Source organism: Polynucleobacter sp. 39-46-10 (genome assembly GCF_002282275.1).
Genome location: NZ_NCJB01000468.1, coordinates 1 through 1419, shown reverse-complemented (window position 1 = coordinate 1419; position 1419 = coordinate 1). Strand labels below are relative to the sequence as shown.

Genomic DNA, 1419 nt, shown 5'->3' with positions numbered 1-1419 from the left:
CTTGAAGTTCTTGCATACAATTTCCTAAAGCAGGGTATTGGTTTGGAGAATTAAATTTTCTTAGCAACTAGTGCAATGAGTTGGCGTGCTAGCTGAAGCTTGTCAGCCTTGGCAATTTTTTTGTTGGTATTTTTTTCGACAATGAGTAATTCATTGAGATCGCTGCCAAAAGTATCGGGGCCAATATTGCCCACAATCATCGGAATACCTTTGCGCTGCAGTTTTTCTTGCGCATGCTTCAGAAGATCTGTGGATTCTGCAGCAAAGCCAACGCAGAAAGGGTGGGGCTTACCACCTTTCGTTTTTACTGTCTTTGCAATATCCGCCAGAATGTCTGGATTAGCAATAAATTCAAGGCTTGGCGCCTGCTTGCCTTGGCGCTTTATCTTCTCTTTGGCGGGTTTTGCAATACCCCAATCGGCAACGGCAGAAACAGCAAAGAAAATATCGCAGTCTGCAGATTGTATTGTGGTTGCGTGCATTTCTTTAGCGCTAACTACATTCGTGCGCGTAATTTTTCCAGTCGCAGCCAGTGGTGTATCTAGCTCACAAGGACCGGCTATCAGGTGAACTTCCGCACCAGCCTCTACAGCAGCGCGAGCGATTGCAAACCCCATCTTGCCAGAGCTACGATTGGTAATGCCGCGCACGGGATCGATTGCCTCAAAGGTCGGTCCAGCAGTAATTAAAACTCTCTTGCCTAACAAGGGTTTCTTTTGGAAGAAGGCAATTAATTGCTCGGTAATTTCTGCAGGTTCGAGCATGCGACCAAAGCCAACTTCGCCACATGCCTGAAAGCCACTTGCAGGGCCGAGTAATGTGACACTGTCTTTAACCAGTCGCTCAGCGCTTCTTTGGGTTGCGGCATGTTCCCACATTTGTTTGTTCATGGCAGGAGCCAGCAACAGTGGGCAATCTCTTGCTAGGCAAAGAGTGGTGAGTAAATCATCAGCCAGGCCAAGAGATAGTTTAGCCATCAGATCTGCACTTGCTGGTGCAATCAAAATCGCATCTGCAGCTCGAGATAGTTCAATATGAGCCATATTATTGGCAATGCTGCTATCCCATTGGCTGGTGTAAACCGGATTGCCTGTGAGCGCTTGCATGGTGACTGGCGTCACAAATTGTTGAGCAGCTTGGGTCATCACTACTTGAACGCTGGCACCTTCTTGTATTAACTGACGTGCTAGCTCAGCCGACTTGTAGGCCGCAATGCCACCAGAAATGCCGAGAACGATTTTCTTATTTAAAAGTGATTGCATGGGGCCAGCTTAATGGGATTGAGGCGTTTTGCCAAATGACTTGCGAAGCTCGCCCCAAATAATGAGGCCAGCACCAACACAAATGGCGCTATCGGCAATATTGAAGGCAGGCCAATGCCAGTTGGCGTAATGCAAATCGATAAAGTCGACTACAGCG

2 protein-coding genes are annotated in these 1419 nt (G+C 47.6%); both read right to left on the bottom strand.

Annotation, left to right across the window (positions count from 1 at the left end; all coding sequences use genetic code 11):
* Window positions 1-50: 50 nt before the first annotated feature.
* A complete protein-coding gene (gene coaBC, locus B7X71_RS16850) occupies window positions 51-1262 on the bottom strand; it encodes a bifunctional phosphopantothenoylcysteine decarboxylase/phosphopantothenate--cysteine ligase CoaBC (protein ID WP_293601588.1) in 1212 nt (403 codons plus the stop codon).
* Window positions 1263-1271: 9 nt separating this feature from the next.
* On the bottom strand, window positions 1272-1419 hold a 148-nt coding region (locus B7X71_RS16845; protein ID WP_293601589.1), incomplete at its 5' end, for a signal peptidase II.